The sequence below is a fragment of the Shewanella sp. 3_MG-2023 genome, from assembly GCF_030548765.1.
GTDB lineage: Bacteria > Pseudomonadota > Gammaproteobacteria > Enterobacterales > Shewanellaceae > Shewanella.
On record NZ_JAUOSH010000015.1, the window covers coordinates 1 to 18,626 of the forward strand.

Here is an 18,626-nt window from a genome sequence, read left to right on the forward strand (position 1 = left end):
CCCATGCTAGTGCGTGGTTTGCCGTGTCAGTGGATGCGCATTATAGGCAGATTCTGAATTGGTGCAAGGGCTTTTTATATAAAAACCGTTTAAGCGAATAGCTTTTGAACAGATCGTTTTATTTTTAACTATTATGGGTATTTAAAGAACACTTTTGTCCTACAGTAACTATCAGTAATATGGTTTTTATCGTGTTTTGAGGTCATATTTTCATCAGAGTATGGTGAAAGCTTCAATAATTCATTACCATAGCAATGTTTTTAACAGTTATTTATCATTTTTCATTTTTATTAGAGACAATCATATGCAAAAGTCATTTGTTATTACCCTAATTATTGCCCTTATAGGTGCAATCGTTATTTATGCTCTTTCTACCAATGTTCAATTAGTCGTGTCTTTCATCGCTGGTGTTATGTTAGCGAGTCTTATATTCACTTTTGTTCCGTCTTCAACTGCAACTGATTCAAATAAGCCTTATGTTGGCCCAACAATGACACTTTATGTTGGTAACTTGCCTTACCGTGTTCATGAAGGTGAAGTGAAAGCTTTATTCGGCGAATATGGACCAGTTAATTCAGTACGTTTAGTTAGAGATAGAAAAACAGGTCGCCGTAAGGGATTTGGTTTTGTTGAAATGTCTGAAACTGGCGCCAAGAAAGCAATGAACAAGTTAAACGATTACAGTTTCCAAGAACGCACACTAAAGGTGCGTGAAGCTAAATCACAAGAGTCAGATCCATCTGAGTCAAATAAAGAAGACTAAACCCCTTCTATTAGCTGCCTACGGAAATGCACTCTAGTTGCTTAAAACCGTAGTCAGCTAATGTTAATGCTAAGCCTTTATCTATCTTCTTTGTAAATCCCGCTGTTAACCTGCCTACTTTGTTCGTTTTACCTTTAGCTGACCTGTTTATTGTTTCTAATAATGACGCCACTCTTATTGCAATGGCTTCGCCGGAATCTAATAGCGTTACTGGATGGCTAATGCACTCAGCTATTTCTTGGCGTAATAACGGAAAGTGAGTGCAGCCTAAAACCAAGGTATCTATATCAGTGCCATTTATCGAAGCCAAGATTGGTTTTATCGCATTTAAGTTTATTGGGTTTCTTTTAGCTTTCTCTTCGGCAATAAGCACTAATTCAGATGAACCAATCAAAGTCACTTCACAGCAACCAGCAAACTCACGGATCAACTCTTTAGTATAAGCTCTTTCAACTGTCCCTGGCGTGGCAAGTAATGCTATGTGTTTGGATTGAGTCAATTGCGCTGCAGGTTTAATTGCTGGCACTACGCCCACCACGGGTATGGTTAGTCGTCTTCGTAAATGCGGTAACACTAAGGTGCTGGCAGTATTGCAGGCAACGACCACAATGGAAGCATTAATGCATGCCACTTGCTTGATAATCAGTGCCACACAACCTTCAATTAATGCTTGTTCTGCTAGATCCCCATAAGGTAGCCGGGCATTATCAAATAAATAGAAGATATCTTTAGCAGGCATTTTTGTTTGAATGTGTTCTAAAACGGATAAACCGCCGATACCAGAATCAAAAATAAGTATTGGACCTGACAATCTCTTCTCCATAATGCGGGTGATAAAAGCTGTATAGATAAAATTAACCACTTAATCCATTAAGATTAAGTCAATCCGCTGGACATCAGCGTTGTGTAGTATAATATTTGCGCCCTTAATTTACAGCCTATGGTGGAACAAAATGAATTTAGCTGCAATGGATCCTAAAAACTATGATGCGCAACTAGCAGAGAAGCGTATCAAGCTTGAACAGGACTTTGCCGATTTTACGCCGCCTAGTTTAGAAGTTTTTGCCTCAGAACCAGCCCATTACCGTATGCGCGCCGAGTTTCGAGTATGGCACGATGGCGATGACTTATTCTATTACATGTTTGATAAAGTCTTAGATGAGAAAGTGCGCTGTGAGCAATATTTGCCAGCAGGGACTTTAATCAATGAAATGATGACTGCATTAATGGAAGAGCTACGTCCTAATCATGATTTACGCTTTAAGTTATTTCAGGTGGACTTTTTAACCACGCTTAGCGGTGAGATCTTAGTGTCGTTACTTTATCACCGCCAATTAGGTGACACTTGGATAGAGCAAGCGACCCAAATGAAGGCGCGTTTAGCTGAAAAGTTTAACGTCAATATCATTGGCCGAGCACGTAAACTTAAAATCGATTTAGATAAAGACTTTGTGGTTGAGACCCTTAATGTAGCCGGTCAAGAATTACATTATAAACAAATTGAAAATAGCTTTACCCAGCCAAATGCGAAAGTGTCAGTCAAAATGCTCGAATGGGCTATTTCAGCAACCAAAGACAGCACTGGCGATTTATTAGAGCTTTATTGCGGTAATGGCAATTTCACTATCGCTTTAGCGCAAAACTTTGACCGCGTACTAGCAACAGAATTAGCTAAGCCATCTGTTGATGCTGCGCAGTATAATATTGCCATCAACAAAGTCGATAATGTGCAAATCATTCGTATGTCTGCTGAAGACTTTAGTGATGCGATGGCGAAAAAACGCACCTTTAGACGTTTAGAAGGTATTGACTTAGATAGCTACGATTGCAATACCATTTTCGTTGACCCACCACGAGCGGGTATTGACGATGACACCTTGGCATTAATGCAAAACTACGACCGCATTTTATATATTTCATGTAACCCAGAAACCCTAAAAGCAAACCTTGAGGTACTGGGAAGCACCCATAAGATCACCCGTTTCGCTTTATTTGATCAATTCCCATATACCCACCATATGGAATCAGGTGTACTACTAGAACGTAAGTAGGTTCAACACATATTAAAAAGCCGTTATGGGATGAATTATCCATAACGGCTTTTTTATTGCGCAAGTTTTACTATTAATTCACTGATGCTATTTAGTATCAACTTTATGTTGCAGCGCTTCTGCGCCTTTTGCCACCATGCGCAATTGCAGCACTAAGTGATCGGCTAATACTTTTCTGTCAGCTCGTTTCATATCTAAAGCTGATGCCCCAGCGTTAAACACTAGGGTAACTAAAGCTTCTGCTTGTACTCTGGCTAGCATCGGCGTTCTTCCAGCAGTCGCCTCTGTGTAATGAGACAACTCTGAAATAAAGTGTTCTATTTCTCTTGCTACAGCGGCACGAAAAGCCGCTGACGTTCCTGAGCGCTCATGTAATAGAATTCGAAAAACATTGGGATTTGATTCTAATACTTCCACAAACGTGTCAACCGAGATGCGAATGACACTGCCACCCGCTTCTGCGCGCTGGCGACCTTTACGCATCATTTGTCGAAGTGTGAGTCCACCTTCATCAACCATGGTTAAACCAAGTTCATTCATGTCTTTGAAATGACGATAAAAAGAGGTTGGTGCTATGCCCGCTTCCCTTGCCACTTCTCGCAAGCTTAAACTGGAGAAACTACGTTCAGCGCTTAATTGATTAAAAGCGGCATCTACCAATGCACGACGGGTTTTTTCTTTCTGTAATGCTCTTACACCCATGTAAAGATCCATTTAGTAAATGTTATTGCACAGATAATACCGCTTTTAAGCTAAAAACACAGCCCCGAGATACTTGACCGAATAAAGTTGGTGAGCTAAATTAGCTTACAACTGTACGCTCAATAAGAATCATGGATTATCTTAATGAAAAAACCACCGATTATTTGGTTAAATACTGCTTTATTTGCGCTAACACTACTTGGCGCGCTGACTTTAGTGCCGTGGCGTGGCTTTACACATGGCTTTGAAGCTATTGAGTGGATTGCTTTTGTGGTACTTGCCTTTGCTAGCGGCCTTTCAATTACCGCCGGTTACCATAGATTATGGTCTCACAAAGCTTATAAAGCGCATCCTGCAATGCGATTCTTATTTGCCCTTGGCGGTGCATTAGCATTACAAAATAGTGCACTGCATTGGTCATCAGATCATCGCATCCATCATAAGCACGTTGACAATAACGACAAAGATCCTTATTCAGCCAAAATGGGCTTTTGGTATAGTCATATTGGTTGGATGCTACGTGAATACCAAGCCAGTCGTTATCATGATTATAATAACGTCCGCGATTTACAAAAAGATGCCATCGTTATGTGGCAGCATAAACATTATCTTACCCTAGTGGTATTGATGAATATCGCACTACCGGCATTTTTAGGCTGGCTCAATGGCGATATTATTTCAATGGTGCTGATGGCAGGACTATTACGTTTAGTGGTCGTACATCACTGTACTTTCTTTATTAATTCATTAGCCCATGTCTGGGGCAGTCAGCCCTATACCAATAAAAATACGGCTAAAGATAATGGCATGATTGCCTTACTGACCTATGGTGAGGGTTATCATAACTTTCATCACATTTTTGAAAATGACTACCGTAATGGTATTAAGTGGTGGCATTACGACCCAACAAAATGGCTAATTAAGTCAATGCAATGGTGTGGTTTAGCCACTGATTTACGAGTAGTACCGCAAGAGCGAATCGAAAGTGCCAAACTTCAAATGCAATTATTAAGAGCGCAAAATAAGGTCGCACATTTACCAAATTGTGATGAAATAATCGCTAATTTCCAAGCCGAATATGATCTTATGAAGCAACATCTAGTGGATTATTATCAAGCGAAAAAGGTACTGCTAGATGCCAAACGTAAACAACTGAGCAACCAGCAATTAAAATTGCAGGTCGAAGAATTAAAAGCACGTTTGTTAGCCCAAAAGAAAAACTGGAATAGCCTCACTGCTGCTTATTAAAGTCTGTTTTAACCCATTAAAAGTAAACGGCTACCTTGCAAGGTAGCCGTATGTGTTTATGATGGATAATCTTCCTTTTTAAGGGTTACCCATTAATGTCTGAATCGTCAGTTAAACTTACTGAATATAGCCACGGCGCCGGCTGTGGCTGTAAAATTTCCCCGCAGGTACTTAGCACCATACTTGCCTCATCTTTACCCTCTTTTACCGATCCTAAATTATTAGTCGGCAATCAAACCCGTGACGATGCAGCAGTTTACCAACTCAATGATGAAACAGGCATTATCAGTACTACAGACTTTTTCATGCCGATTGTGGATGACCCCTTCACCTTTGGGCGTATCGCGGCCACTAATGCCATCAGCGATATTTATGCCATGGGTGGCACGCCTATCATGGCTATTGCCATACTTGGCTGGCCAGTGAATATCTTAGCTGCAGAAGTGGCTCAAAAGGTTATTGAAGGCGGGCGCCAAGCCTGCGCAGATGCGGGAATAATGTTAGCTGGCGGTCACAGCATTGATGCACCTGAACCGATTTTTGGATTGGCGGTAACCGGACAAATCCCTCTTGAGCAATTAAAGCGCAATAATACGGCAAAAGCTGGCGATAAACTGTATCTCACTAAACCGATAGGGATCGGTATCCTCACTACCGCGCAAAAACAAAAAAAACTCACAGAGCAAGACAGTATGATTGCCATTGATGCCATGTGTCAGCTAAACAAGGCCGGCCAAGATATTGCGGCAATCGCTGGAGTAAATGCACTGACAGACGTCACGGGTTTTGGCTTGGCAGGTCATTTGATTGAAGTTTGCCAAGGCGGCGATGTCACTGCGAATTTAGTATTTAATAACATCCCATTATTAGACCGAGCGCTGCACTACTTAAACTTAGGTTGCACCCCAGGCGGAACCCAACGCAACTTCGACAGTTATCAGCAATACTTACCTAAAATGAGCGAGCAACAAAAAGCGATTCTGTGCGATCCGCAAACCAGTGGCGGCTTGTTGATTGCGGTAAGCGCTGACGCAGAACAACAACTGGTTGCTTTACTTGAGGCGCAAAATATTGCCCCTATTTGCATTGGTGAATTGAGCGCTTCAAATACCAATAGCGCATTAATTACACTGACATAGAGAGTAACAAATGCTTGCTAACATCATTGCTAAAACCGAGTATCAACGTCTTTTCCTTCAGCAGCGTGCGCTCATTGATGTGCGCGCCCCCATCGAATTTAGTAAAGGCGCCTTCGAGCATTCGGCCAATTTCCCGCTGATGAATGACAGTGAACGTACCAAGGTTGGTACTTGCTATAAAGAGCAAGGACAACAGGCGGCTATCGAATTAGGTCATCAATTGGTTAATGGCAAAACCAAACAGCAGCGCATTGAAAGCTGGCAGCAGTTTATCGCTAAGCACCCCAACAGCTACCTATATTGTTTTCGTGGTGGCTTACGTTCAAAGTTGTCACAGCAATGGCTGAAAGAGGCCGGCATCGATATCCCTTATATTGAAGGTGGCTATAAAGCCATGCGCCAATATTTAATTGATATCATTGATACCGCGGCGACTTTGCAGCCCTTAGTCATTTTAAGCGGCAGCACCGGCAGCGGCAAGACCGAGCTCTTACAACTGCGACCAGAGTCCATTGACTTAGAAGCCATTGCCAATCATCGCGGCTCAAGCTTTGGTAAGAACCTTGAGCCCCAACCAACTCAAATTAATTTCGAAAATCAGCTGGCGACACAGCTACTACAACATCAGCAATTGCCACAACATAAAATCTTGTTAGAAGACGAAAGCTTCTTAATCGGGCGCTCAGCCATACCCAAAGCTTTTTACCAAGCGATGCAAGCCAGTGAGATGATTGTATTAGAAGAAAGCTTAGCGAATCGTATAAACAGAATACATAAAGACTATGTTATTGATAAGTCAGCCGCCTTTATCAATAAATATGGCGCAGAACATGGAAAAGAACAGTTTAGCCAATACCTGCTTAGCAGCATTAATAGCATCAAAAAACGCTTAGGTGGCAAGCAACACCAACAGCTCAGTGCCATTATTGAAAGCGCCATAAATCGACAGTTTTCAATAAACGATGCTAATGAACATTTTGATTGGATTTCAATACTATTAGAGCGCTATTACGACCCTATGTATCAATACCAAATGAGCAAACGTCAGCAAAGGGTAATATTTAGTGGTGATAAAATTGCGATCCAGCAATATTTAGATCAGCTAGCAGGATAATTCACACACTCTGCACTCATAACAACGAACGGTTGCTGTTATGAGTATCACATAGCAAAGATAGAGCAACCACTTATACTCGTGTTTTAGCTCCATCACTTAACGACCATTAGCGCTCTCATTTAACGAGTAGTTGTGCTATCAAATAACTCAGTGACCTTAGCTTGTAGCCCATGGCGACCCAGTGAGACCCCATCGACCGCTGCATCAATATTCACAGTCACCCTAGACCAAAAACGCTTCGGCAGTGTTGTCAGTGCATGGCCGCCTTTATGGCTAAAGTATGAGCCCCATAAGCCTTGTAATGACATCGGGATTACTGTGACGGGATCTCTCGCTAAAATCGCTTCGATACCGGGTCTAAACTCAGCAATTTCACCATCAACAGATAAACGTCCTTCAGGGAAAATACACACTAGCTCCTCATTACCAAGGGCTTGATGGATTAGCTCAAATGCTTGCTTGTAGGTGGTTTCACACTTTTTAGGTGAGCAAATAGGAATAACTCCAGCATGGCGAAAGAGATATTTTAATAGCGGAATTTCACTGATGGATTTATCCATCACAAAACGAATAGGACGGGTGGATGCACCCATAATAATTAAGGCATCAACATAGCTAACATGATTACAGACAATCACCCCAGCTCCCTGCGCCGGAATATTGAGACGCCCATTAACACTGACGCGGTACATCAAGTGGCTCAACAAGTAACTGATAAAGCGCTGAGCAAACTCAGGTACCTGAGCATACACATATAACGCCACCGCAGTGTTCAACCCAGCAAGGAGTAAAAATAATTGCGGAATACTCCACTCTAAAACGCCAAGTAACAACATAGATAGTATTGCCGCCATCACCATGAATAAGGCATTAATAATATTGTTTGCCGCAATAGCTTGGGCACACTCCCCTGGTGCAGCCCTAGATTGAATAAAGGCATACAAGGGCACAATGAATAATCCACCACTTAAGCCAATAAACAGCAAATCAGCCATCAGCCGATAATGCTGCGGATCAGTGATGAAGCGACTAAAGCTATATACGAAACTGCTATCTAATGGCGCTGGCGGAATAGCAAAAATTAAATCAACCCCAAATACCGTTAAGCCTAAAACCCCAAACGGCAACACGCCTAACTCCACATGACCATAGGAAATCCGCTCACATACCCACGAGCCTATGGCGATACCAATGGAAAATAATGCCAACAATAACGACACCACGGTCGCATCGGCATACAGGTGTAATTTAGCAAAGTTTGGGAACTGGGTTAAATAAGTGGCGCCCAAAAACCAAAACCAGCTAATGGCGAGAATAGCCATCCAGATACTTGGGGTTTGCCTTACTTTGGCAATACTGCGCCATGTTCCCGTAAAAGGGGTAAAACGAATTTTACTGATTGTGCCTTGTGGCGGTAATGCAGGAATAGCCCGGCTTGATAAGTAACCAGCAATAGATAACGTCACCACAGTCACCGCAGCGCCAAGTAAACTATGCTCACTTGCCACTAACAAACCTGCAGACAAGGTGCCAGCAAGGATCGAGATAAAGGTGCCCATTTCAACCCAAGCATTACCAGTAACTAACTCATCTTCTTTAAGCGTTTGTGGCAATAAGGAATACTTAACTGGGCCAAAGTAAGCCGATTGACTGCCAGTAAGAAATAGCAGCACCAACATCAGCAAATAGCTTTGCGACAATATGGCAAAAGCCGCGCAAGACATGATGATAAGCTCCAGTAATTTAAGTCGTCTTATCAGTCGCGCTTTGTCCATATTGTCAGCCACGACACCTGCATGGGCTGAAAATAAGAAAAACGGTAAAATAAACACTCCGGCAGCTAAATTAACAAACATATTGACGCTAATCGGTAGTGCATCTACCTGGCTGTAAGTCACCAGTAATAGCAGCACATTTTTATAGATATTATCGTTTAATGCCCCAAGGCACTGAGTGATGAAGTAAGGGAGAAAACGTTTGGTTAATACCATGAAACATCCTTATTTTGCCATTCCTGAGGTATAGCCTTGAATATAAATAGATAACAATTTTGGTAAGTAATTTAAGCCATGAATGAAGCTCTGAGTGAACACCCCCTCTCCTTCACGCATTGCATTTGCCCTTAAGCCGCTATTATCAATAATGCTTTGAACAACAAACTAACAGCAAACAAAATTAAAACAATGCTCATAACCCATTAATTTATAGACAGCATGAGTATTTTATAAATGGCGGCCACAAAAAAGCCCTCTACTAGAGGGCTTAAATAAGTCATGTCGAGCTGACTAATTAGTGAGGATATCGTCCCAAGGTAAATTCGGGCTACCTACAACAATAAAGTTTGGATTTTCAAGGGTTTCACGTTCATTATAAGTTAACGGTTGCAGGTTAATATCCATTAACGCGCCGCCTGCTTCTTCTAGAATAATTTGCGCAGCGCCTGTATCCCACTCACCGGTTGGCCCTAAACGCACGTAACAGTCAGCTCGGCCTTCGGCCACTAAACAACTCTTTAATGCTGCGCCGCCTAACACCACTAATTCGCAACTGCTAGGATGACTGAGTAACTTTAATACTGATTGTGGGTCTTGACGACGACTTACCGCAAGACGTAAACCTGATTCATTAATATCAGTAAGTGGTTTACTGCTAATACGCACTTCATTGTTAGCATCACGTTTGTAGGCTCCTAAACCTGCAATCGCGTAGTAACACACGTTTGTCATCGGCACATACACTATCCCCATCACAGGGCGATTATGCTCAACGAGTGCAATAATCACTGAAAAGTCACCACTACCAGCAATAAATTCACCAGTGCCATCTAATGGATCCACTAACCAATAACGTGGCCACTCGCTACGCTCATTAAAAGGTATATCGGCAGCTTCTTCACTTAAGATTGGAATATCAGGCGTTAATTTAGCAAGTTCAGTACAAATAATTTCATTTGCAGCCAGATCCGCTGAGGTGACAGGAGTATTATCAGATTTTATTTCGCGATCAAAATCACCTTTCAAATAAATATCGCGGATTTTTTGACCCGCCTCGGTGGCAATACTGATGACTTGTTCAATTACTTCTTCTGGCTTCATAACGACTCCAATCGCCAAATAATACTCTGAATAGTGTCAAGTTAGACTAATTTACGATTTATTTGTAGTTAAATTAGATGAGTAAGCTGAAATATTTTAATCATCAGTCAGTAATAACGCTTACAATATCTCAATTGGCTAAATTTAGCCGCTAACACAGTAGCAAGATTAACCTTGTAAATGTTGTTGGGCTAAAAATAATGCACTCACACTTCTCGATTCTGAAAAATCAGTGTTATCCAGTAACGCTTGCCATTCACCAAGCGCCCACGGGATAACTTCAATAGGTTCAGGCTCATCACCTTCTAGGCTGCTTTCATATAAATCTTCAGCAATGAAAATTTGCATCTTACTGGCAAAATAACCTGGCGCTAAGCTTAATTCTTTCAATAAGGTCAGCTTACGACTGGCAAAACCGATTTCTTCTTGTAACTCACGATTCGCGGCTTCAACAGCCTCTTCGCCGGGATCAATCAAGCCTTTAGGAAAACCCAACTCATAATTATCAGTGCCTGCGGCATATTCTTTAGCCAACAAAAATTGACCTTGATGCACAGGCACAATCATGACCGCACCGCGGCTGCCACCACTCATTCGTTCATATTGACGCTCAATGCCATTAGAAAATTTTAGGTGCAGCTGTTCTATCTGAAACAGTCGACTTTTGGCGACAATTTCGCGATGAAGAATTTCGGGCTTTTTATGCCGTGATGTCATTAAAACCTCGTATATGACGAATTTAGTAAGACCAGTTACAATCTTACTACCCTAGCTATATTCTACAACCGGAATTTACATGTTTCCTTGGCATAAGATAGACACAGTTTTGCTCGATATGGACGGCACCTTGCTGGATTTGCATTTTGATAACCATTTTTGGTTAACTTTGGTACCTCAACAGCTTAGTACACAAAAGCAAATTTCCTTAGCCCAAGCGCAGGCGCTAGTCGAGCAGTCTTACCATAAGGTTGTTGGCACCCTAGACTGGTATTGCATTGATTTTTGGCAGCAACAATTAGACATAGATATTCTCACCCTGCATTATTCACTGGTTGAGCGAATTCAAATGCGCCAAGACAGCATGCCCTTTTTAGAGGCGCTCGCTACGGCAGGTAAACAAAGAATCCTGTTAACCAATGCCCATCCTAAAAGCCTAGAACTTAAATTAGAACATACTGAACTGGCAAGAGGCCTAGATGGAATGATGTCGAGCCATGAAACGGGTTATCCTAAAGAGCACCCTGAATTTTGGAAGCAAGCATTCGCGAAATATGACTTAGATCCAAGCCGCTGTTTGTTTGTTGATGACAATGAAAATATTCTTGAAGCATCACGTTTGGCGGGTGTTGGCTTTCAATTAGGTATTAGCAATCCTGACAGTCAAAAGCCCAATAAGGATTTCATCGATTTTCCTGCCATTGATGATTACCAACTCTTACATCAAGACTTATTAGCTGCAGTTAAAGGCTAAGTGCCTATGGTAGCTAATAATTTATAGCCAATAAAAAAGGCAGCTGATGTGATTCAGCTGCCTTTCAAATTTCTGATGAAGCAGTCGTTACTACAACCCTGGAATCGTGCCCTGATAATTAACAGGGTAATAGCCTTGGCTATCTTGTTTACCCAAAAAGCTTAAAGCTTGGGTTAAATCTTGTGGCTGCTCATGGGTCGGTTTGATCTTAGCACTAACCACAATACGATTATTTTCACCTAAAGTGGCGCTACCTTGAATCCCCATTTTGTTCATTGAGTCATCAGTCATCAATTGCACTTGGCCATCAATACAACTCAACCCTAGGGCGATATCCCCTAAAGGATATTCACCAAACTGATTTTTAACATCAATAGCATTCAAAAATAGCTTACCGGTTAACTGCTCACACCAAGGCGTACCTTGCTTAAGGCTTTCAACAATTAAACTGACATCACCATCTACCATGGTTCTAAAGGGTAATTTTGCGTTGCCTAATAAAAATTTATTCGGCGCTTCAAAGCGCAAGTTTTCAGCTGAGACACCTGAGAAAGACCAACTAATATCACCCTGCCCACTAACTGGCGTTGCCCGGCTACCAATCTGCAGATCGACATTGAGCTGACCAATAAATAATGTCCAAGGATTTAAATCCCATGACACCTGTTCAATCAAACGGCGATCAATCGACACCAAATCAGCAGAGCCTTGCCACAATGTACCACTAACACCGCTTACCTTGATATTATTGGGTAATGGCGCAATCCCCACTAGCCAATTTGCTGGGATAAATACCACCAAAAAGATCAGGTAAACAAAAACACCTAAAATAATTTTCTTAATCAAACTCACTTCTATACCTACTTACTTAGATAACTGAATACGGCGCACTTTGACATAACCTGCCAAGTCAGACTCTGATACATCAACACTTTCTAGGGTTAAGCCTTTTTCTTCAACCAGTTCATGCAAGTAATCAAGTAAGCTGTCAAATGGCACATCGTCCATCCATAATTGGATTTTATTGCCCTGTGGCTGCATACGGGTAATGTCTAAATCATATTGGCCAGCTAATTGGTTCACAATCGAACTTAAGCTGCCTGATGCTCTTGGCCCAGAACCTTGTTGTTTTAAACCGGCAATTTTATTCGCCGATTGTTTAACATAATTTAAGGTTTGCTTGGCTGCTTGATGATCTTTTTCAGCATTGTCTGCCGCAGTTGCAATCGGGCTCCAAATGCCCCAATACAAAATTCCAATAACCACAAACACTGCGCAACTGCCGACTAATTGCTGTTCACGTTGCGCGAGTCCACGCCACCAAATTTGCAAATTTTCCATCTTATTTGCCCTTCAAGGTAATTGTGGTATTCACTTCATTGTCACCGCTATTGATGGCACCCATATCAAACTCATAACGCGCTTCAACCAGTTGCTTGAATTTATCCACGTGATCATAACTTTTTGCCGTCACTTGCATGCGCAGTTCATTACGACTTGCATCAAAACGAATTGAGTTCGGTTTTAAATCGGGCACTTTTTGAAATGACTCTTTCAGGCCATCAAGCATGTCAAAGAAAGCAGCACCGCCACCTTGACCTTTAAGACTGCGCAATTGTGAGTCCAGCTGCGAGCGAATATTAACAATCCGGTTTACCCCTGGACTAACACGCTTAAATATCGCTTCACTTTGCTGTTTTATTTCAGCGGTTTGTTGATTCAACTGATGAATGGTTAAGCCTTTATTCACTAGCCCAAGTACGATAGCAATAACCGCTACAATAGCCGCATTTTTCCATAGCATCAGATGCTTGCTGTATTCACGCTTTGGCTGATACACACCGCTTAATAAATTAATCGGTGCCTGTAAAATACCCTTTGCCAATACCATCATCGGAATATCTAATGGTTTCGCTTCCACCTCAGCATTGGTAAACACTAAGTCTTCGCTATAGGCGGCAATTTTTAGCGCAGAATCGGCATCACTTCGACGCGATAGCAGCTCAGGTAAGGCGAAATCTAACCATGTTTTTGGCAAGCTCACACCACTACCTTCACCGGTACGCAGTAACAATTCATCACCCATATCCAGCGCAGCCCAGCTACATTGATCCAACGGTAAGGCTAAACAATCAGGGACAATACTCTTTACTTTAATGCCAGCATCAAGCAGCCAAGATAACCAGTTTTGCATTTGCTCATGGGCCACTGCGGCGACATTTAGCTGCTCACCATCACGGGGGCCAACCACAAAGTGCATGGTTTCAACATCAGAGGCGATGGTTTCTTCTAGCATGAAAGGGAGTGCCTTTAACGCTTGGCGCTGATTTTTTTCAGGCAATGCAATTTGAGTCAATGTCATACTGGCCGCTGGCACCAACACATCCACCGGACGATTGCCCGCGCGCTCAGTCAAACTGGTTAAGCTCGCTGCATCACTTAACTCACCTGAAGCAATAATTTCTTGCTCTTGTTCTGACCATACCAGCCACGAACAAGGACTTGTTGATGTTTTCCCTAATCGGATAAAAAGCCGTTCAGACACTGTCATTCTCCACAAGCTTCAAACTGCCACAGGCCAAACTAGCCAAGGTTAATTGAAGCGGATTGTTACCCATATTCATTATTGCTGATCACCGTATTGACGACTGATCACATCAAACTTGTTATTACTGCGACGCAAAACGCTATCCATTCTAAACATCGCATTATCCACTTTAGCGCCCGCTTTTAATAAGAAGTAATTACTATCTACCACTATGCTCGATTTCATATTACTTTCAGTGGCTAAACTCGCTAAGGAATTATTTTCCCAAAACTCTGCTGCGGTTTCGAAGCCATCTGCAGGTCGTTGGTTAATTAAACTTTCCGCATCGCTTTGGCTAATCTTGTTTTCTAGCATACCCACTAACAATGCTGCTTGTTCAACCTCTAGGGTATTCACATTAAGCAATTGTTGGTTATTACCTGGTATCGCGCAAATATAAGGCAACAAGGTTAAATACACTTGCTGGTTATATCCTAATACCGCCCGCAGCTCACTGCGATGATTCATCAAGGTATTCGCTGCTCGATACGGCGTATTACGAGACTCATAATCGGCATCTTCAGCGCCATAGGGCATTGCTACCGTATCTTCGTCAATATAATCAATCAAAGTATGGGTCAGCCGCTCGGCGCCAAATTCATCCATACCTAGGGCAACCAACAGTGACATATACTGAGTCGCGGCTAATGATAATTTAGGTTGGCCATTTTCAACTTCTGTTGACTTAACTGATAAAGCGTTAAGATTAAAACAAGAACGCATATCTTTAATCTCACCGCCAATTTCGCCGTATTCAGCCGGAAAAATCACATCAGCTAAAGCCCAATATTGCTGTAAATGTACGGTGCCGTCAGCATCTTCCATATCTTGCTTTAAAATCTTTTTACCTAATTCTTCTGCCGAAATAGCATACCAATAGGCTTGATCATACTGGGCTAAATTCAAGGTACGGCGCATGGATAACTGATTACGGCTGGTAATATTGGTCGCAATAATCACCACTAAAGCGACCACCAGTAACACCACTAATAACGCGACTCCGCGCTGTTTACGCAACCCCGGCGACTGATATTTCATCATCCGTCTTCACCCGTGCTAGAGCCATCAGTATCATTGTCGTTATCAGTATTATCGTTACTACCATTATCATCGTTATTGTCGCCGTTACTGGCTGCGGCATCACCGCCACCTTTAGGCAGTAGAAAACGACGCTCAATGATACCTAAGCCTTCAATTTCTAATTTCATCGCGATGCCAAGTGGCAGTTGTGAAGCATCAACTTTACGCTCCCATTTATCACCGACAAAAAACGAATACTCGATGGAGATAACATCTTTAATGATCAAACTTTTTAATGGCTCTGCACCAATTTCTGGCTCAGGGTAAGGATAGTACCAACGCTCTAAGCGGCCTTCTTGCACCACATATGACACCGATTGCAAACTACCCCTTGGCAACATGCCATCAGGGTTGAGCCAACCTAAACGGAAAAACACCAGCGCTTCGGTTTCTGAGTCCAGCATGTTATCGCCCGTTTGAAACACAGTGGTGGTACGCTCGCCGTCTAGGCCACGTTGTGTTCGGGCTACCATCTGGCCTAAATCACGTTCGATAATGCCAAAACCTTGCTGTAAGGCTTTCAAACGGATTGAAAATTCTTTGGTGGCTTCATCGTTTTTCATCACGGTTGACAGTACCGAGTTCGATGCCAGCCCGATCATGGCAAAAATACCAATAGCAATCATCATTTCCAGCAAAGTAAAGCCTGCTTGGCGATGATTGTCGCTGTGTCTTGAGCGCTTAGCCTTCATTGTGAACATAGCTACTCACTTGTGCGACGGTGCGATTAAATCTGTCATCATCACTGACTAATACTCTGATCATTCTGAAATTGTCGTCGGTGGTTTTAATCACTTCCTGACGCCAATACCAATCTTTATCGGCTAACTCTACCTGACCATTTTTAGTGCCCAGCTCAGGAAAAGGCTGCGTTAATCTAACCTCAACCATTTGATTGCTAGCAACCCATTGGGCTAAGGTTCGCTCTTCTAAAATCGGCAGGTTGGCCATTTGATCGCCAATGCTTTTGGTGACAGCAACCGCAGCAATAGAAAACACCGCCAAGGCCACTATGACTTCAAGTAAGGTCATACCTTTACTGTATTTCATCAAAGCTTCCTATGGCTAAACGCCCTAATGCATCACCCACCACTAACACTTCAATCTCTTTACCTTGGTCGTCATCGGTCAAAAAACTCAACTCAAACGTCGACATTTCACCACTGGGAAACAGTAAAATTTGCGGCTCGGGATTTTTCTTTTTATCTTCTTTTGAGGCTTCAATTAATGGCTCATCAAACCAAGATTCATCATCTTCATCTTCTTGAACTAATGGCAAGCCATCAAGCAGTAGACTCAAACTCACACCCGGGTCCATTTGCCTTGGGGCCAGTTGACGATCTTGGGTTATAGGGTGCCATTTTTTTTCATCGTAATAGACAAATTGATATTCATCTTCTTCGACGACGATACCTAAGAATTGACCGCTTAAAATGGTTTCTTCAATCACTAATTCAGTGGTCGCAATAAACTGACGGGCCGTTTTTTTTAACGCTTGCTCAGGCCCTGAAGTACTGGTTGTCATCGTGACGGCAGCCGCAGCTAACCCCATCAATAAGGCAACCAGCAATACTTCTAAGAGGGTGAACCCCGATTGGCGTTTAGATATCATCATCTGTTATTAGACTTCGTGCTTACTGGAAGTTTTGCAGATTCCAGTTGCCGATATCATCTTCAGTTCCCACTTGGCCATCAGGACCGGCACTGAAAATATCAATACGGCCATTTTCGCCAGGACTTAATAGGTAGTAATCGTTGCGCCAAGGATCCTGTGGTAAACGCTTAATGTAACCGTCTGGTCGGTAATTACGTGGCTCAGGTGACGAGGTTGGCTTTTGCACTAACGCATCTAAGCCTTGCTCCGTTGTTGGATACACACTGTTATCTAGGCGGTACATATCGAGGGTGTTTTCTAACGCTACAATGTCAGAAACGGCTTTTTGGATATCAGCTTTATCTTTGTTACCCATTAAGTTAGGTACCACCATAGAGGCCAAAATACCTAAAATAACAATCACGACCATGACTTCAAGTAAGGTAAAACCAGCTTGTTTACCACGGGTTTGATTTCGATTAGTTTGCATTAACAACTTCCTCCGACGCGCACACTCGGTGCGCTAACAATAAATAGTAAATAACTTGGATACTTAAGCGCTGATCAAGTTATTCAATTCTAAAATAGGCTGTAAAATTGCCATCACGATAAATAACACCACCGAGGCCATACTGACCACGAGCATGGGTTCAAATACCCCTAAGGCAATATTCACATTAGATTCAAATTCTCTGTCTTGGTTATCTGCAGCACGTTCTAGCATTTGCTCCAGCTGACCACTTTTTTCGCCTGATGCAATCATATAGAGCATCATAGCCGGAAAAAGTTTGGTATTAGTTAGCGCCGCGCCCAGGCTGGTACCTTCACGCACTCTTGCTGTAGCATCATCCACTGCTGCGCGCACTTTGACGTTTTGCAGCACTTCACTGGCAATACGCATGCCCTCAAGCAAAGGTACAGAACTTGCTGACAAGATACTTAAGGTTCTCGCAAAACGGGCGGTATTCAGGCCTTTACTGACTTTGCCAATAACCGGTGCTTTGAGTAACCAGGTGTCATATTGCATTCTAAAGTTTGGTTTTTTTAGCAGCTGCTTTAGTAGTGCAAACAAACCAATCAGTGCCACAAGCACAAATACCCCATAATTTTGCACAAAATCAGAGGCGAGGATCAAAAACTGAGTTGAACCGGGTAGCTCTTGACCCATATGTTCAAACTGACCAACCACCTTAGGTACCACTGCTGCCAGTAATACGGCAATTACCCCAATGGCAACAATGGTTAATACCATAGGGTAAATCATTGCCTGAGTTAGTTTAGATTTCAGTTGCTGGCGACGTTCGGTGTAATCGGCTAAGCGGTTTAGTACCACTTCTAAATGACCAGACTTTTCACCTGATGCCACCATAGCGCGGTACAAATCATCAAATACGTGGGGGAATTCGGCTAAAGAATCAGCCAAGCTATACCCTTCAACAACCCGCGAGCGCACCGCCATGACCAAACTGGCAAGACGATCTTTTTCACATTGCTGGCCTACCGCTTTGAGTGATTCCTCAATGGGTAAACCTGCAGCAACTAAAGTGGCGATTTGACGGGTAATTAAAGCAAGCTCTGCAACCGAGATACCACGTTTGAAAAACTTAAGCCCACCGCTTTTGGCCTTGGCTTCTTTTTCAGCAACCGGTTCTAGCTCTAAGGGCATTAAGCGCTGTTCACGTAGCTGACTACGTGCATGACGAGCCGTATCAGCCTCTATCACCCCTTTTTGCTGTTTACCATTGCTATCAAGGGCTTTATATTCAAACGCTGCCATTG

The 18,626-nt window shown here is 42.6% G+C and carries 20 protein-coding genes; 6 read left to right on the plus strand and 14 right to left on the minus strand.

Annotated elements, in window-relative coordinates; all coding sequences use genetic code 11:
* The first annotated feature begins 304 nt into the window (after positions 1-304).
* A complete protein-coding gene (locus Q4591_RS10085) occupies positions 305-763 on the plus strand; it encodes an RNA-binding protein (protein ID WP_102436057.1) in 459 nt (152 codons plus the stop codon).
* Between the two features lie 10 nt (positions 764-773).
* Here Q4591_RS10085 and murI read toward each other — a convergent pair whose 3' ends face one another.
* Positions 774-1,574 (minus strand): glutamate racemase, encoded by an 801-nt coding sequence (murI, locus tag Q4591_RS10090; protein WP_102436055.1) that lies wholly within the window; start codon positions 1,572-1,574, stop codon positions 774-776.
* A 142-nt stretch (positions 1,575-1,716) separates the two neighbouring features.
* On the opposite strand from murI, the gene trmA reads away from it, so the two are divergent.
* A complete protein-coding gene (gene trmA, locus Q4591_RS10095; RefSeq protein WP_102436053.1) occupies positions 1,717-2,814 on the plus strand; it encodes a tRNA (uridine(54)-C5)-methyltransferase TrmA in 1,098 nt (365 codons plus the stop codon).
* A gap of 87 nt (positions 2,815-2,901) precedes the next feature.
* Here the strand turns inward: trmA and fabR are convergent, their stop codons facing one another.
* Positions 2,902-3,516 carry an HTH-type transcriptional repressor FabR gene (fabR, locus tag Q4591_RS10100; RefSeq protein ID WP_076541308.1) on the minus strand — a complete coding sequence of 205 codons (615 nt, stop codon included), beginning with the start codon at positions 3,514-3,516 and terminating at the stop codon, positions 2,902-2,904.
* Positions 3,517-3,660: 144 nt separating this feature from the next.
* On the opposite strand from fabR, the gene Q4591_RS10105 reads away from it, so the two are divergent.
* From Q4591_RS10105 to mnmH, 3 genes are all read left to right on the plus strand, one after another.
* Positions 3,661-4,764, plus strand: coding sequence for a fatty acid desaturase (locus Q4591_RS10105; protein ID WP_102476453.1), 1,104 nt, complete (start codon positions 3,661-3,663; stop codon positions 4,762-4,764).
* 95 nt (positions 4,765-4,859) lie between these two features.
* Positions 4,860-5,903: a selenide, water dikinase SelD gene (gene selD / locus Q4591_RS10110; RefSeq protein ID WP_303412815.1), complete on the plus strand. Its 1,044-nt coding sequence runs from the start codon at positions 4,860-4,862 to the stop codon at positions 5,901-5,903.
* A 10-nt stretch (positions 5,904-5,913) separates the two neighbouring features.
* Positions 5,914-7,017, plus strand: coding sequence for a tRNA 2-selenouridine(34) synthase MnmH (gene mnmH, locus Q4591_RS10115; RefSeq protein ID WP_102476455.1), 1,104 nt, complete (start codon positions 5,914-5,916; stop codon positions 7,015-7,017).
* A gap of 122 nt (positions 7,018-7,139) precedes the next feature.
* Here mnmH and Q4591_RS10120 read toward each other — a convergent pair whose 3' ends face one another.
* The 3 genes from Q4591_RS10120 to nudE form a co-directional block, all read right to left on the minus strand.
* Positions 7,140-9,011 (minus strand): MFS transporter, encoded by a 1,872-nt coding sequence (locus Q4591_RS10120; protein WP_303460922.1) that lies wholly within the window; start codon positions 9,009-9,011, stop codon positions 7,140-7,142.
* 294 nt (positions 9,012-9,305) lie between these two features.
* Positions 9,306-10,115 carry a 3'(2'),5'-bisphosphate nucleotidase CysQ gene (gene cysQ / locus Q4591_RS10125; protein WP_102436043.1) on the minus strand — a complete coding sequence of 270 codons (810 nt, stop codon included), beginning with the start codon at positions 10,113-10,115 and terminating at the stop codon, positions 9,306-9,308.
* 168 nt (positions 10,116-10,283) lie between these two features.
* A complete protein-coding gene (nudE, locus tag Q4591_RS10130; RefSeq protein ID WP_102436041.1) occupies positions 10,284-10,832 on the minus strand; it encodes an ADP compounds hydrolase NudE in 549 nt (182 codons plus the stop codon).
* Between the two features lie 79 nt (positions 10,833-10,911).
* On the opposite strand from nudE, the gene yrfG reads away from it, so the two are divergent.
* Positions 10,912-11,586: a GMP/IMP nucleotidase gene (gene yrfG / locus Q4591_RS10135; protein WP_102436039.1), complete on the plus strand. Its 675-nt coding sequence runs from the start codon at positions 10,912-10,914 to the stop codon at positions 11,584-11,586.
* A gap of 90 nt (positions 11,587-11,676) precedes the next feature.
* Here the strand turns inward: yrfG and gspN are convergent, their stop codons facing one another.
* The 9 genes from gspN to gspF form a co-directional block, all read right to left on the minus strand.
* Entirely contained in the window at positions 11,677-12,438 is a 762-nt protein-coding gene (gene gspN, locus Q4591_RS10140; RefSeq protein ID WP_102476458.1) for a type II secretion system protein N, read from the minus strand.
* A 12-nt stretch (positions 12,439-12,450) separates the two neighbouring features.
* Positions 12,451-12,927, minus strand: coding sequence for a type II secretion system protein M (locus Q4591_RS10145; RefSeq protein ID WP_102436035.1), 477 nt, complete (start codon positions 12,925-12,927; stop codon positions 12,451-12,453).
* Between the two features lies 1 nt (position 12,928).
* Positions 12,929-14,131: a type II secretion system protein GspL gene (gene gspL, locus Q4591_RS10150; RefSeq protein WP_102436067.1), complete on the minus strand. Its 1,203-nt coding sequence runs from the start codon at positions 14,129-14,131 to the stop codon at positions 12,929-12,931.
* Positions 14,132-14,209: 78 nt separating this feature from the next.
* The gene (gene gspK / locus Q4591_RS10155) at positions 14,210-15,211 is read right to left on the minus strand and encodes a type II secretion system minor pseudopilin GspK (RefSeq protein ID WP_102436065.1); all 1,002 of its coding nucleotides are present in this window, start codon (positions 15,209-15,211) and stop codon (positions 14,210-14,212) included.
* Positions 15,211-15,945, minus strand: a complete 735-nt coding sequence (gene gspJ, locus Q4591_RS10160; RefSeq protein ID WP_102436033.1) for a type II secretion system minor pseudopilin GspJ — start codon at positions 15,943-15,945, stop codon at positions 15,211-15,213. The genes gspK and gspJ overlap by 1 nt, the downstream gene beginning before the upstream one ends.
* Complete coding sequence (gspI, locus tag Q4591_RS10165) at positions 15,935-16,303, minus strand: type II secretion system minor pseudopilin GspI (protein WP_076541330.1); 369 nt, start codon at positions 16,301-16,303, stop codon at positions 15,935-15,937. Before gspI ends, gspJ begins: the two co-directional genes overlap by 11 nt.
* Positions 16,290-16,865 carry a type II secretion system minor pseudopilin GspH gene (gene gspH / locus Q4591_RS10170; protein ID WP_102476459.1) on the minus strand — a complete coding sequence of 192 codons (576 nt, stop codon included), beginning with the start codon at positions 16,863-16,865 and terminating at the stop codon, positions 16,290-16,292. Before gspH ends, gspI begins: the two co-directional genes overlap by 14 nt.
* 22 nt (positions 16,866-16,887) lie before the next feature.
* Positions 16,888-17,337, minus strand: a complete 450-nt coding sequence (gspG, locus tag Q4591_RS10175) for a type II secretion system major pseudopilin GspG (RefSeq protein ID WP_102436029.1) — start codon at positions 17,335-17,337, stop codon at positions 16,888-16,890.
* Between the two features lie 63 nt (positions 17,338-17,400).
* Entirely contained in the window at positions 17,401-18,624 is a 1,224-nt protein-coding gene (gene gspF, locus Q4591_RS10180) for a type II secretion system inner membrane protein GspF (RefSeq protein ID WP_102436027.1), read from the minus strand.
* Positions 18,625-18,626: the final 2 nt, after the last annotated feature.